The sequence below is a fragment of the Kribbella ginsengisoli genome (genome assembly GCF_039537185.1).
In the GTDB taxonomy this organism is placed as follows: domain Bacteria; phylum Actinomycetota; class Actinomycetes; order Propionibacteriales; family Kribbellaceae; genus Kribbella; species Kribbella koreensis.
This window is the reverse complement of sequence record NZ_BAABAA010000017.1, coordinates 115604-128329: the sequence shown is the minus strand read 5'-3', so window position 1 is coordinate 128329 and position 12726 is coordinate 115604. Positions and strand designations below refer to the sequence as shown.

11 protein-coding genes are annotated in these 12726 nt (G+C 68.6%); 9 read left to right on the top strand and 2 right to left on the bottom strand.

The features are described from left to right. The first annotated feature begins 17 nt into the window (after positions 1-17). From ABD768_RS38060 to ABD768_RS38050, 3 genes are read left to right on the top strand one after another with little or no spacing between them, the layout of a single operon-like run. Entirely contained in the window at positions 18-806 is a 789-nt protein-coding gene (locus ABD768_RS38060) for a DUF4097 family beta strand repeat-containing protein (RefSeq protein WP_344849064.1), read from the top strand. Between the two features lie 46 nt (positions 807-852). Continuing rightward, complete coding sequence (locus ABD768_RS38055) at positions 853-1509, top strand: HAD family hydrolase (RefSeq protein WP_344849062.1); 657 nt, start codon at positions 853-855, stop codon at positions 1507-1509. Between the two features lie 2 nt (positions 1510-1511). Continuing rightward, entirely contained in the window at positions 1512-2753 is a 1242-nt protein-coding gene (locus ABD768_RS38050; protein ID WP_344849091.1) for a glycosyltransferase 87 family protein, read from the top strand. Here the strand turns inward: ABD768_RS38050 and ABD768_RS38045 are convergent. Both ABD768_RS38045 and ABD768_RS38040 read right to left on the bottom strand, forming a co-directional pair. Beyond that, positions 2750-4075, bottom strand: a complete 1326-nt coding sequence (locus ABD768_RS38045; protein WP_343983753.1) for a hypothetical protein — start codon at positions 4073-4075, stop codon at positions 2750-2752. The genes ABD768_RS38050 and ABD768_RS38045 overlap by 4 nt on opposite strands. A 21-nt stretch (positions 4076-4096) precedes the next feature. Next, positions 4097-4591, bottom strand: coding sequence for a cupredoxin domain-containing protein (locus tag ABD768_RS38040; protein ID WP_344849060.1), 495 nt, complete (start codon positions 4589-4591; stop codon positions 4097-4099). A gap of 223 nt (positions 4592-4814) precedes the next feature. Between ABD768_RS38040 and ABD768_RS38035 the strand changes: the two genes are divergently transcribed. From ABD768_RS38035 to ABD768_RS38010, 6 genes are read left to right on the top strand one after another with little or no spacing between them, the layout of a single operon-like run. Next, complete coding sequence (locus ABD768_RS38035) at positions 4815-6278, top strand: WS/DGAT/MGAT family O-acyltransferase (protein WP_343983758.1); 1464 nt, start codon at positions 4815-4817, stop codon at positions 6276-6278. Then, on the top strand, positions 6275-6823 hold the full coding sequence (locus ABD768_RS38030) for a DUF6912 family protein (RefSeq protein ID WP_343983761.1): 549 nt from the start codon (positions 6275-6277) through the stop codon (positions 6821-6823). Before ABD768_RS38035 ends, ABD768_RS38030 begins: the two co-directional genes overlap by 4 nt. A gap of 46 nt (positions 6824-6869) precedes the next feature. After that, positions 6870-7820 carry a non-homologous end joining protein Ku gene (gene ku / locus ABD768_RS38025; protein WP_344849058.1) on the top strand — a complete coding sequence of 317 codons (951 nt, stop codon included), beginning with the start codon at positions 6870-6872 and terminating at the stop codon, positions 7818-7820. Between the two features lie 4 nt (positions 7821-7824). Continuing rightward, positions 7825-10545 carry an AfsR/SARP family transcriptional regulator gene (locus ABD768_RS38020; protein ID WP_344849056.1) on the top strand — a complete coding sequence of 907 codons (2721 nt, stop codon included), beginning with the start codon at positions 7825-7827 and terminating at the stop codon, positions 10543-10545. 50 nt (positions 10546-10595) lie between these two features. Next, positions 10596-10892 (top strand): hypothetical protein, encoded by a 297-nt coding sequence (locus tag ABD768_RS38015; protein ID WP_344849054.1) that lies wholly within the window; start codon positions 10596-10598, stop codon positions 10890-10892. A 14-nt stretch (positions 10893-10906) separates the two neighbouring features. Beyond that, the gene (locus ABD768_RS38010) at positions 10907-12649 is read left to right on the top strand and encodes a RiPP maturation radical SAM C-methyltransferase (protein WP_344849052.1); all 1743 of its coding nucleotides are present in this window, start codon (positions 10907-10909) and stop codon (positions 12647-12649) included. The last annotated feature ends 77 nt before the right edge of the window (positions 12650-12726 follow it).

Genomic DNA, 12726 nt, shown 5'->3' with positions numbered 1-12726 from the left:
TGTGCCAGGGTTGAGCCATGTCCGATATCGAGGGCCGTCCGGCCAGCACGATGAGTCCCGAGCGCCGGTACGGGATCGCGATCTCGGTCGCCCTGATCCTGGGCGGCGTGTACTGGGCGCTGACCAGCCTGAGCGAGGACACCAAGACCAGCCACCAGACCTACCCGGTGGCCGGCACCGCGCTGTCGATCAACACCAGCTCGACGGACCTCCAGGTGCACTCCGGTGACGTCAAGGAGATCACCGTCGACCGCAAGTTCGAGCGCAACGCCCTCGGCTCGGACCCCAAGGACGACTACGACAACGGCAAGCTGGAGATCAGCGACTCCGGCTGCGGGTTCCTGTCGTTCGGCTGCCACACCGACTATGTGGTGACCGTGCCGAAGGATCTCGACGTGACGATCAGGACCAGCAGCGGTGACCTCAAGGTGGTCGGCCTGGGCGGATCGACCACGCTGGAGTCGAGCTCCGGCAAGATCGAGGCGCAGGGCCTGTCCGGCAGCCTGACGCTGGAGTCCTCGTCCGGCGATCTCGAGGCCTCCGGTCTGAGCGCGAGTTCGGTGACGTCGAAGAGCAGCTCCGGCAGCGTCGAGCTGAGCTTCACCACGGCGCCGACGACCGTCGACGTGACGACCAGTTCGGGTGACGCGCTGGTCCGGCTGCCCGAGGGCGTCGAGGCGTACAAGGTCGACACCGACAGCAAGTCCGGCGACGAGAACGCCGAGGTGAAGAAGGACCCGGCCGCGACCCGCACGATCAAGGTCAAATCGTCGTCCGGCGACGCGGTGGTCGAGTACGACCGGTGAGCGGGCGGCCGGAACCCGTGATCATGTCCTGAGTAGTCTTGCGCGCATGCCTGACGACACGCCCGTACTCCGTGGCCTGCTGGTGGACTGGGGTGGGGTGCTCACCTCCGGTCTCGACGACGCCCTGGGTCGCTGGGCCGAGTTGGACGGTCTCGACTTCGAGGCGTACTACCGGGCGATGGTCGACTGGCTGGCCGCCAGCCCGGTCGAGGCCGAGGTGAACCCGATCCACGCGCTCGAGCGCGGCCAGATCGCGGTTCCCGACTTCGAGCGCAAGCTGGCCTCGATGCTGGTCCGCAAGGACGGCGGCCCGGTCCAGGCCGAAGGCCTGATCGAGCGGATGTTCGCGCACTTCGAGCACCAGCCGCAGATGTCCGCGCTGATCCGGCGCGCCCGCGGCCACGGCATCAAGACCGCGCTGCTCTCGAACTCCTGGGGCAACAGCTACCCGCGGGAGACCTGGGACGGCATGTTCGACGACATCGTCATCTCCGGCGAGGTCCACCTGCGCAAGCCGGAGCCGGAGATCTACCACCTGGCGGCCCAGCGACTCGCGCTCCGGCCCAGCGAGTGCGTCTTCGTCGACGACCTCGAGCTGAACGTCGTCGCCGCCCGCGAGCTCGGCATCACCGGGATCCTGCACACCTCGTACGACGAGACGCGCCGCGAACTGGAAGCCCTCTTCGGAGTCGATCTGACGTGACCATGACCTCCACCACACCAGGCACTCCGCCGAGCACCGACCGCCGCTGGATCGTCGTCGCCGTCCTCGGCTGCGCGGCCTTCGTCGCCCTCGGCGCCTGGGCCTACGGCCTCTTCGACGGCATGATCGACCTGCGCGTGTACAGGCTGGGCGGTTCGGTCCTGCTCGACCGCGCTTCCCTGTACGACGCACAGCTCCCGGGCTCGGGTCTGCCGTTCACCTACCCGCCGTTCGCGGCGATCGCGATGGTGCCGCTGGCCGTCGTGCCGTGGGGCGTCGCGCTGGTGGTCTGGACGACCATCTCGGTGCTCTGCATCGGCCTGATCTGGCGGGCAGCGTTGCCGGCCAATGCCTGGAGCCTCGCCCCGAACCCGTGGCGCGAGCGGCGGATCGTAGTACTGGCCGCGCTGACCGGGTTGTCGTTGCTGCTCGAACCGGTCTGGCAGACGATCCAGTTCGGCCAGATCAACTTGTTGCTCACCGCAATGATCCTGCTCGACCTAGTCCGGCCGGCGAACGCGAAGTGGCGTGGGTTCTGGGTCGGCGTGACGATCGGGGTGAAGCTGACGCCGCTGCCGTTCCTCGCCTTCCTGCTGATCACCAAGCAGTGGCGGGCGTTCCGCAACGCGGTGCTCGGGCTGCTCGCGACGATGGCGATCGGCTTCGCGGTCGTACCGCACCAGTCCTGGGAGTACTGGACCGTCGTCATCCGCAACGCGAACCGGGTCGGCGGCCTGGCGTACACGGCGAACCAGTCGTTCATGGGCTTCCTCAGTCGGCTCGGCGACGAGGCGTCCTGGGTGAAGCCGGTCTGGTTCCTGCTGTCGGCGATCTTCGGCCTGGCCGTCCTCTGGCTGGCTCGCAAGTACTGGCTGGCCGACGAGCGCGTCACCGCCATCTCCGTGATGGCCCTGGCCGTCCTCTACGCGTCGCCGGTCAGCTGGAGCCACCACTGGGTCTGGATCATCCCACTAGGCATCAGCCTGATCCGCGCCGTCCACCGCGAGTGGGGCACCAAGCCCGCCCTCATCACCGGCATCCTCTGGTACGGACTCTTCGTACTTCGCTCCATCTGGTGGGTCCCGTTCCGCGACGACCGCGAACTCAGCTGGACCGTCTGGCAATCCATCCCCGGCAACTCCCACCTGATCCTCGGCTTGCTCGCCTTCCTGACCCTGGCCTACACCAGCCGCTCCCTGCCCGGTGCCTCCGCCGCAGCAGAGGCACCGGCCAAGCAGGGCTAAGCAGAGAAGAGCAGTAATAGGCCGCCGACGGTGTAGCCGACCATGACTACCAGGAGGGGGAGTTGGCCGGCTAGGGCCTTGTTGCGGGGGAAGAGGGCTACTGCTCGGTCGTGGGCGGAGACGACGCCCATCAGGTGGCCGCAGACTACGGCCAGGACCTGGATGACTGCGATTGTCGTGCTGTGGTTGGTGATTCCGGTGTTGAGGCCCAGGAGGCCGGTGCCGAAGATGTTGGCGCCGTTGGACAGCGGGTCGCTCAGGTAGATGAGCGTCCGCTGGCCTTCCAGGATCAGCAGGGTCAGGTAATGCGCGACGACGTACCCGAAGGCGATCGGTACGACGGAATGCGCGAACAACCCAGGAAGCGCCGACCGTGAGCTGTCCGACAGCCTTCCGGCCAGGAGAGTCGCGCTCGAATACGTCACCAGCACGAACAGGATGAAGACGATCAGCGCGAGCGTGCCGAGCGTCGTCATCGAGTAGTCGGTGTTCTGCGCCCAGCCGATCCACGCGGTCGAGTTGGAGAAACCGTCGTACGCCGTCGAGCCGAGCAGCGCGGCGACCATACCGACCAGGCCGGGTTGTGCCTTCAGCCCGTCGAGGTTCTCCAGCGGTCGCCGGATGACGAGCTTGCCGTCGTCGCGCCGGCCCCACGGGGACAGCCTCGCCATCAGCGACGCGTAGACCTCGAACGGGTCGGCCGTCGAGAACCACCGATCACCGAACAAGAGAGCGCCGAACAGCGTGATCACGACGTACAGCGCGAGCCACGCCTGCAGGACCGGCTGGGTGGCGCGATCCGGGGCGACCAGTTCGAGCCAGGTGAAGGCGAAGACGCCGAGCGCGGCCGGCCACAGCCCGAGCCACTTCGGCAGCGTGAGAAGGCCTTGGGACGGCGGCTGCCGGAGCAGCTTGCTGAGCAGCAGGTGGATCGTGCGCAGCGGGTTGAGGGTGCGCCAGACCGGGCCGAGGAGCAGCGAGATCGGCACCAGCCCGACCCAGACCAGGATGTAGACGAACCCGAAGATCGGGTTGGTCAGCCGGTCCACACCGAAGACCAGCGCCACCATCGCGTACAGGAAGATCGCCAGTCCGACCGCCCGGACGAACCAGCGGAAGCCGGCCGAGTCGACCGTCCGGGTGACCGCGTCCGGCAGCGCCTTGCCGGACTTGTCACCCCGGTACTTCGGGTTGCGCCAGGCCAGTCCGAGGACGACGAACGAGAGCGCGATCGCCACGCCGGCGCCGCCGACGGCGAGCCCGAACGGTACGGGCAGGTCTTGCCGGCCGCCGATCCCGTGCAGAGGCAGCAGAAGAGACATCACTGTGAGGCCGTCGGCGGGTCAGGAGACGACGAGCTTGGCGACCAGCTTGCCGCTCTTGTGCGTCTCGATCTCGAAGGTGCCCTTCATGTTCGCCTCGAACTTCACCGAGCTGGGCTTGCCCGGCGCCAGCTCCAGCTCCTTGTCGTAGCCGTGGATGTGCAGCTCCTCCTCGGCGTCGCTGACCGCGGTGATCAGCACGGTCTGGCCGGCCTTCACCTTGACGCTGGCGCCGCTCGGGTTCACCTTGCCGTTGGCAACGATGACGTTGATGGTCACGTCCGCGGTCTCGCCGGACGGGTCGGTGGTGTTCGACGGCGACTTGGTGTTCGGCGTGCTGCCCGGGGTGCCGGCGGTGCCGGTCGGCGTCGACGCCGGCGCGGTGGTGGGCGCGCTGGTCGGGTTGCCGCTCGGGCTCGTGCTGCTCTTGGAGTCGTCGCCGCAGCCGGCCAGGACGAGCATGCCGAGAGCGGGCAGGAGCGCGAGCGCGGTACCGCGGGAGAACGTCGAACGCATGAGACGAGGGGCCTTTCAACGGGTCGATTCAGTTGCCGGGCGTCGGACACGCCCTCTTGCCTGACGAACGCGCAGGGCCCAGTGTTCCCGCTATGCACCATCAGTCGTGTCACGATCGCTGACAGCCAGGTTCGCCACCAGCAGCCAGTGTCGCAGCCCACTGTCGGCGGTCCCGGTTAGGGTGACTGAACACGAAACCTCAACGCCGAAGGAGGGCCCGCGAATGCCGGACCGGTTGTCGTCGCTGGACCTGACCTTCCTGAAGGCCGAGAGCCCGGCCACGCCGATGCACGTCGGCACCGTGGACATCTTCGAGCCGCCGGTGCACGGCGACGACGGGTTCGACTACGAGAGCCTGGTCGCGCTGATCCGGGACCGGATCGCCTTCGTGCCGCGGTACCGGCAGCGGATCCAGCAGATCCCGGGCCGGTTCGCCGGGCCGATCTGGGTGGACGACGAGGACTTCGACATCACTTTCCATGTCCGCCGGTCCGCGCTGCCGCGCCCCGGCACGCATGCGCAGCTGCTGGAGCTGGTCGCCCGGATCATGTCCCGGCGGCTCGACCGGGCCCGGCCGCTGTGGGAGATGTACCTGGTCGAGGGGCTGCAAGGGGACCGGTTCGCGATCATCGCGAAATCCCACCAAGCGCTTGTCGACGGCAACAGCACGGTCGACATCGGCCAGGTCGTCCTGGACGCCACGGCCCACCCGCGGGACACCCCCACCGACACCTGGCAGCCCGCCCACCCGCCCTCGGCCCTGGAGCTGCTCGCCGGTGTGTTCGCCGACGCGACGCGGTCCCCGACGGCAGTGCTGGAGCTGGCGCGGGCCGAGATGACCAGCCTGACCGGTTCGACCTCCCTGCGTGAGGTGCTCGGTGACGTGGTCGGCTCGGTGGTCGCGCAGCGGCACGTCCAGGAGAGCTCGCTGCACGTCAAGACGTCGGGGCAGCGCCGGTTCACCACCGTGCAGACCGACCTCGAGGACTACCGGGCCGTCCGGGCCATGCACGGCGGCACGGTGAACGACGTGATCCTGGCCGTGGTGGCCGGCGCGCTGCGCGCCTGGATGATGACGCGTGGTGAGTCGGTGAGCCCGACGCGCGGGGTGCGCGCCGTAGTACCGGTGAGCATCCGGGACGACGATGACGAGGAGCCGACGTCGCTCGGCTCGCGGGTGATCGCCTCGACGGTCAACCTGCCGGTCGGGGAGAACTCGCCGGTCATGCGGCTGCACCAGATCTCGTACCAGACCAAGGTGCACAAGGACACCGGGCGAGCCGTCAGCGCCCGCTCGCTGGTCGGGATCGCCGGCTTCGCGCCGACCACGCTGCACGCCCTCGCGGCGCGGGTGGCGACGGCGACGGTGCGGCCGATCGACGACGTGGTGATCACCAACGTGCCCGGCCCGCAGTTCCCGCTCTATGCCCAGGGCGCGCCGATGCTGGCGTCGTACCCGGTGGTGCCGTTGATGCCGGGGCAAGGACTGTCCGTGGGCGTCACGTCGTACGACGGGAAGGTGTCGTTCGGGCTCAACGCGGACCGGACGGCGATGCCCGACCTGGCCGTCTTCGCGCAATGCGTGACGGACGCGCTGGACGAGTTGTTGGATACGACCAAGGGGAGTCGTAGCCGCGCAGCGCGGGGACGCAAAAAACCCCGCAGTACCAAGAAGGCGGGCTCATGAGGATCTACATCCCATCCACCATTCCCCTGCTCGACGCCGCCTGCCACGCGGGGGAGTTCGGACCGGCGCCCCAGACCGTGTACGCCGTGACCCCGGCGCTGCGCGAGTGGTTCGCGACGGCCGACGACGAGGAGCTCGAGTACGCCGCGATGGAGCAAGCGGCCCGGGCCTCGGTCGGACTGATCGCGGCCGACCCGACCGCACCGCGGAAGCGGGTCGTGGTGGCCTGCGACGTCGCGGCGATCCCACCGGCCGATGGCACAGTCCAGCTGGGCGATGCGCGGCTGGAGCTGCACGTGGTCGTGCCGTGGACGGCGGTCGCGGCGGCGCATCTCGACGGCGACCCGGCCGTGGAGGTGGTCAGCAAGGCTGCCGAGCTGTGGGACGTGGCGCACGGCGATACCGCGGATCCGGGCCACGAAGACGCTGTCTTCGCCCTCGACTCGTGCGAAGGTGAAGACCTGCTGTGGTACGCGACACAGGAGATCCCGGATTTCCTCGCGGCCGTCGGGCCGCGCGGCGGTCTGCAGGACCGGACGGGCTGAGCGGACGAACTGGACTCGAGCTGGGCGACGAGCTGACAGGGAGCTGATGGCGATGCAGGCGATCTGGAAGGGCGCCATCTCGTTCGGGATGGTCACGATCCCGATCAAGGTGTTCTCGGCGACGGAGGAGAAGGACATCTCCTTCCGTCAGGTGCATGTCGCCGACGGCGGCCGGATCAAGTACAAGCGGGTCTGCTCGATCGACGGCGAGGAGGTCCCGTACTCCGACATCGGCAAGGGCTACGAGATGGCCGACGGCCGGATGGTGGTGCTCGAGCCGGAGGACTTCGCCGACCTGCCGCTGTCGAGCAAGAAGGTCATCGACGTGCTGGAGTTCGTGCCGGCCGACCAGGTCGACCCGCTCTACCTGGGCAAGTCGTACTACCTCGCTGCCGACGGCGGCCCGGGCGCCAAGCCGTATGTGCTGCTCCGCGATGCCCTGGAGGGCTCCGAGCTGTACGCGCTGGTGAAGGTCGCGCTGCGGTCGCGTGAATCGCTCGGCCTGCTCCGCACGCACGACAACGTGCTCGTCCTCCAGGTGATGCTCTGGCCGGACGAGGTCCGCGACTCGTCCTTCGCGGCACCGGACGAGGACGTGGAGATCCGCAAGCAGGAGAAGGCGATGGCGGAGTCGTACATCGACACCCTGCGCGGCGAGTTCGACCCGGATCAGTACCACGACGAGTACCGGCACGCGCTGGAGCAAGTGGTCGAGGCGAAGGCTGCCGGCGTACCGCTGCCTGCCGAGGCGGAGGAAGAGGAGACCGAGGGCGCCGAGGTCGTCGACCTGGTCGCAGCTCTCCGTGCTTCCGTCGAGGCCGCCAAGGCTCGCCGGGCAGCCGGGGGCTCCGGTGGCGGTGGTCAAGGCGACGCTGCTCCCGCGAAGAAGGCGCCTGCTGCGAAGAAGGCTCCGGCCAAGAAGACCGCTGCCGCCAAGAAGGCAGCCGCGCCCGCGAAGAAGACCGCTGCCAAGAAGGCCACCAAGAAGTCGGCCTGACCCGGTGGAGTTCCGCCTGTTCGGAGGGGTCGACGTCCTGTCGGCCGGCCGGTTGCTGGATGCCGGTTCGCCTCGCCAACGGCTGGTGCTGGCCGCGCTGCTCGTCGACCCGGGCCGCGCGGTCACCATCGAGACCCTGGTCGACCGGGTCTGGGACGAGGATCCGCCGCCCGCTGCGCGCAACGTGCTGTACGCGCACCTGAGCCGGATCCGCCGCATCCTCGGCCCGGACGTCAAGGTCGAGCGACGCCAGACCGGCTACCTGCTGGGGATCGACCCGGACCAGGTCGATCTGCATCGCTTCTGGCACCTCGCGGACCAGGCGAGCAACCCGGAGTACGGCGCCCAGGACCGCTCGAGCCAACTCGCGAAGGCGCTGGAGCTGTGGCAAGGGACCCCGCTGGCCAACCTGCCCGGTGCCTGGGCCGCGCAGGTCCGCGATCGCTGGGACCGGCGCCGGGTGGACGCCATTGTGCAGTGGGCCGAGTCCGAGCTCCGCCTGGGCAACGCCGCCACGGTGATCGCGGAGCTGCCCGATCTGATCGCCGTGTACCCCTTGGTCGAGCCGCTCGAAGCCCTGCTCATGCGAGCCCTGCACGCGGCCGGGCGGCCCGCGGAGGCGCTTGACCGCTACGCCTTGGTTCAGCGGCGTCTGGTAGAGGAGCTCGGCGCGGATCCGGGGATCGAGCTGAGCGAAGTCCATCGATCGATCTTGCGCGGCGAACTCCCGGTCCAGCCGGCCGCGAGGCTCGCGGTGCCGGCCCAGCTGCCGCCGGACACGTTTGGCTTCGCCGGCCGGGTCAGCCACTTGCGCCGCCTGGACGGCATCCTCGCGAACGGCGCAAAGGGCGGTATCGCCGTGGTCTCGGGGACGGCCGGTGTCGGCAAGACCGCCCTGGCCCTGCGCTGGGCGCATCAGGCGCGCGACCGGTTCCCCGACGGCCAGATCTACCTGAACCTCCGCGGCTTCGATCCAGGCGGTACGCCGGTGAGCCCGGCCGAAGCAGTCCGGACCCTACTCGACGCCTTCGCCGTGGAACCGGAGCGAATCCCCGCCGGCCTGGAGGCGCAGATCGGGCTCTATCGCAGCCTGGTCGCCGATCGCCGGGTCCTGATCGTGCTGGACAACGTGGCCGACGCGGACCAGGCCAGGCCGCTGCTGCCGGGCGCTCGGGAGTGCCGAGTGGTCGTGACCAGTAGGAACCAGCTGCGCGGCCTGCTGACAGCCGACGGAGCCCAGCCGGTCACCCTCGACCTGCTCTCGATCAGCGAGGCCCGCTCGCTGCTGGCTCAGCGTCTCGGCGCCGACCGGGTGTCTGCCGAGCCGGCGGCTGTCGACGAGATCATCACGCACTGCGCGCGGCTCCCATTGGCCCTCTCGATCGTCGCGGCGCGGGCCGTCACCTATCCCGAGTTCAGCCTGGGGGTGTTGGCGAGCGAGCTGCGGGCGGGCTTGGACGAGTTCGCAGGCGCGGACAGCGCGACCGACGTACGGGTTGTCTTCTCCTGGTCGTACCTGCGGCTTTCGCCGGAAGCGGCTCGGCTGTTTCGGTTGCTCGGGCTTCACCCCGGCCCGGATATCGGCCTGCCGGCGGTGGTCAGTCTCGCTGCCGAGGCGCCTCGGCAGGTGCGGCGGTTGCTCGGCGAGTTGTGCGCGGCGCATCTGCTGACCGAGCACGCGCCGGGCAGGTACACGTTTCACGATCTTCTGCGGGCGTACGCCGCTGAGCTGGCGTTGGCCGAGCACCCAGAGCCCGAGCGGCGTGAGGTGTCGCAGCGGATGCTCGATCACTACGTGCATACCGGCTATCTGGCGGACGGATTGCTCAACACCCGCCGCGACGATGATCCGACCGTACTGGCGGAGGTAACGCCGGGGGTTGCTCCCGAGTGTCCATCGTCGTACGACGAAGGGCTCGACTGGTTCACCACCGAGCTGCCCGTGCTGTTGTCGGTCGTCCGGACGGCCACCGATCCGTGGCAGCTCGTCTGGACGATGACCAGATTCCTCGCCTATCGGGGGCTCTGGCAGGAATCCCTGGATGCGCTCGGCGTGGCGGTCGCGGCCGCCGACCGGTCGGGTGACCAGGCCCGGCAGGCGTTCGCGTATCGCTACCTCGGCTGTGCGCACATCCGGCTCGGGCAGTACGACGATGCGAGGGTCCAGTTGCAGGCGGCCCTCGACCGGTACTCGGCGTCCGGCGACACGGTCGGCGCCGCACATACTCATCGGCACTTCGCCTGGATGCTCGACCGGCAGGCTGCGCATGCGGAAGCGCTGGAACATGCCGAGCTGGCGCTGGCGCTCTTCGAGGCGGCCGGTCATCGGGCCGGGCAGGCGCGTTCGCTCAATGCCGTCGGCTGGTTTCACGCGATGGTCGGCGACTACGTCGATGCCTTGCGCAACTGTGAGCTCGCCCTCGAGTTGCAGACGGGTCTGGCCGACCGCTTCGGACAAGCCGAAACGCTCGACAGTCTTGGGTACGTCCAGCTGCGGCTCGGCCGGTTCGCGGAGGCGATGGATTCGTATGAGCGGGGCGTCGCCTTGTTCCAGGCGGTCGGTGATCACTACAACCAGGCCGACACACTTGCCTCGCTCGGGGACGTCCACCACGCCGCCGGCGACGACGAATCTGCCCGGATCGCCTGGGCGCGGGCGGCCGACGTACTGGAGCGGCTGGGCCACCCCGACGCTGACACTCTTCGGGCTAGACTCGCACCCTGAAAACGCCTCGCCGTGGTGCACGACCGCGAGGCCGAACCTGGGGGAGAGCAATGGCCGAGATCATTGTCAGCGCCGAAGACGTCGCCGAGCTGGTGACGACGCTGGACGAGCTGAATCTGCCGGAGCCGCAGCGGGTCCTGCTGTCGGGGCTGCTGGGGCTGGCCGCCGAGGTCATCAACAACGGTGAGCGGACCGCGGCGGTCGAGGTGACCGAGCCGGTACCGTCGTTCGCCGACCAGTTCGCGACCGCCTTCACGCCGGGCGTGGTGCGCAGCCTCGACGCGGGCGGCACGGGCGCGGTCAGCTTCACACAGTCGTCGAAGATCACCCGTTTCGCCGGCGAGTAGCCCCGGGCCGTCTGATGCGGACGGTCCTGGTGTCCATGCCGTTCATGGACGTCGATCGGCCCTCGATCCAGCTCGGTCTGCTGAAGGCGATCGCCGGGCAGCAGGGCTTCGACGTCCGGACGCTGCATGCCAATCTCGACTTCGCGGCACAACTCGGGGTCGAGCTGTATCGCAAGCTGTCCGAGCACCGCGGCCGGCTGATCGGGGACTGGCTGTTCTCTCTCGAGGCCTTCGGCGACGAGGCGCCCGATGTCGAGGGGGCGCTGCTGGCCGACCACGATTTCGGCTACCTCGGCGATGACGCCGATCAGCTGCTGCGCCGGATTCGCGACGTCGAGGTGCCGCTGTTCCTCGACAGCCTGCTGGAAGCCCTTCCCTGGAAGGAGGTTCAGGTCGTCGGGTTCAGCTGTACCTTCCAGCAGAGCGTGGCGTCGTTCGCCTTCGCGCGGCGGCTGAAGGAGCGGTACCCGGAGATCGTCACGGTCTTCGGCGGCGCGAACTTCGACGGTGAGATGGGCCGGGAATTGGCCAGGTCGATCGACTGCATCGACCACGCGGTCGTCAGTGAAGGCGATACGGCCTTCCCCGCACTCCTGCGCAAGCTTGCCGAGGGCAATGAATTGGGGAAGGTCAGCAGTCAGCCTCTGATGACGAGGATGGCGGATCTCCCCGCTCCGGACTACGACGAGTACTTCGAGCGATCGCGGCGTCTCGGCGTCTTCCCGGACGACCTGTGGATCCCCTTCGAGTCCGCCCGTGGTTGCTGGTGGGGCGCGAAACACCACTGCACGTTCTGCGGCCTCAACGGCACGACGATGCAGTTCCGGTCGAAGCCGGCCGAGCGGGTCGTCGCCGAACTCGCGGGCCAGGCGGCGCGGTACCAGACCTCCCGCTTCGAGGCTGTCGACAACATCATCGACATGGCCTATCTGAAGGACCTCTTCCCGGCTCTCATCGACGCCGGTACCGATTACGAGCTGTTCTACGAGGTCAAGGCCAATCTCAGCCGGGCCCAACTCGAGCTGCTGGCCAAGGGCGGGGTCCGGGTGCTCCAGCCAGGACTGGAATCGCTGAGCAGCAACGTCCTGCGCCTGATGGACAAGGGCGTTCGGGCCGCTCAGAACGTCAACTTGCTGCGCTGGGCGCAGTACTACGGGATCCAGGTCGAGTGGAACATCCTGTGGGGATTCCCTGGCGAGACGGCCCAGGATTACGCGGACCAGGCTTCCGTAGTACCGGAGCTGGTGCACCTCCGGCCGCCGTCGAGCGCGGCCCGGATCTGGATGGAACGCTTCAGCCCGCTCTTCTCCAGCCCCGGCCGTCGCTCCCCGGAGAGCAGCTACCGGCACGTCTATCCGGCCGGCGTCGATCTCGGGAAGGTCGCGTACTTCTTCGAGTACGACCTTCCGGGCGCCCTGCCCGACAGCGCGTACGACGAGCTGCGGAAATCCGTCGACGAGTGGAAGACCGCCTGGACCGGGGACCGGCTCCCGACCCTGCGGTACTGGTCGTCACCCGGCCAGGTGGAGATCTACGACAGCCGCCGGCCGGGTCGCGAGGGCACGTACACGTTCCAGAAAGCGCTTGCTGACATCTACCTCGCCTGCAGTGACCGGCCGACCACCGCGAGCGCCGTCGGCCGGTCGTTGGAGCTTCCGGTGGAGGCTGTCAGAGAGGCTCTCGCCGGTTTCGCGGAGCGCGGCCTGATGTTCCTGGACGAGGACCTCGCCGTCGCGCTGGCCGTCCCCGCGGAGTAGACCTGTCAGGTTCGTGGTTCTCCTTTGGACATGGCACCATGGCAAGCGTCAGTTCTGGAGGCCGCCCGCTGAGACCC

What these genes read in the sequence shown, in the direction of transcription:
- ABD768_RS38060 (WP_344849064.1), top strand. Translation starts at nt 18, where the DNA reads ATGTCCGATATCGAGGGCCGTCCGGCCAGCACGATGAGTCCCGAGCGC.
- ABD768_RS38055 (WP_344849062.1), top strand. Translation starts at nt 853, where the DNA reads ATGCCTGACGACACGCCCGTACTCCGTGGCCTGCTGGTGGACTGGGGT.
- ABD768_RS38050 (WP_344849091.1), top strand. Translation starts at nt 1,512, where the DNA reads ATGACCTCCACCACACCAGGCACTCCGCCGAGCACCGACCGCCGCTGG.
- ABD768_RS38045 (WP_343983753.1), bottom strand. Translation starts at nt 4,075, where the DNA reads ATGTCTCTTCTGCTGCCTCTGCACGGGATCGGCGGCCGGCAAGACCTG.
- ABD768_RS38040 (WP_344849060.1), bottom strand. Translation starts at nt 4,591, where the DNA reads ATGCGTTCGACGTTCTCCCGCGGTACCGCGCTCGCGCTCCTGCCCGCT.
- ABD768_RS38035 (WP_343983758.1), top strand. Translation starts at nt 4,815, where the DNA reads ATGCCGGACCGGTTGTCGTCGCTGGACCTGACCTTCCTGAAGGCCGAG.
- ABD768_RS38030 (WP_343983761.1), top strand. Translation starts at nt 6,275, where the DNA reads ATGAGGATCTACATCCCATCCACCATTCCCCTGCTCGACGCCGCCTGC.
- ku (WP_344849058.1), top strand. Translation starts at nt 6,870, where the DNA reads ATGGCGATGCAGGCGATCTGGAAGGGCGCCATCTCGTTCGGGATGGTC.
- ABD768_RS38015 (WP_344849054.1), top strand. Translation starts at nt 10,596, where the DNA reads ATGGCCGAGATCATTGTCAGCGCCGAAGACGTCGCCGAGCTGGTGACG.
- ABD768_RS38010 (WP_344849052.1), top strand. Translation starts at nt 10,907, where the DNA reads ATGCGGACGGTCCTGGTGTCCATGCCGTTCATGGACGTCGATCGGCCC.